Source organism: Pseudomonas onubensis (genome assembly GCF_965653655.1).
Classification (GTDB): Bacteria; Pseudomonadota; Gammaproteobacteria; order Pseudomonadales; family Pseudomonadaceae; genus Aquipseudomonas.
In genome coordinates, this window is the sequence record NZ_CBFHAZ010000292.1 from 1 (window position 1) to 438 (window position 438).

The following is a 438-nucleotide window of genomic DNA, read 5'->3' on the forward strand; positions in this document are numbered from 1 at the left end:
GAAAAACCCGCCTCGCAGAGGAAGCGAAGCTGCGCGTCGGCCGTTTCCATCTGCGGTGCGCCCGGTCGCGTGCCGGCATGGATGCGCGCGCCATCGCGGTAGGCGAGCAGCGCCTGCCTGAAGCTGCGGGCATTCCCGATCAGAAATGAGCGCCAGTCGTCGTCGGCTCTCGGCACCGAATGCGTATGATTCTCCGCCAGCATGGCTTCGGCCAGTGCGTCGAGCAGCGCCCGCTTGTTCCTGAAGTGCCAGTAAAGCGCCGGCTGCTGAACCCCCAACCGTTCCGCCAGTTTGCGTGTCGTCAGACCGTCTACGCCGACCTCGTTCAACAGGTCCAGGGCGGCACGGATCACTGTATTCGGCTGCAACTTTGTCATGCTTGACACTTTATCACTGATAAACATAATATGTCCACCAACTTATCAGTGATAAAGAATC

The 438-nt window shown here is 59.6% G+C and carries 1 pseudogene; it reads right to left on the reverse strand.

Annotated features, from left to right (window positions below):
* Nucleotides 1–377 (reverse strand): annotated as a pseudogene (tetR(A), locus tag ACTD9P_RS30010) (tetracycline resistance transcriptional repressor TetR(A)); the annotation flags it as partial.
* Nucleotides 378–438 lie beyond the last annotated feature (61 nt).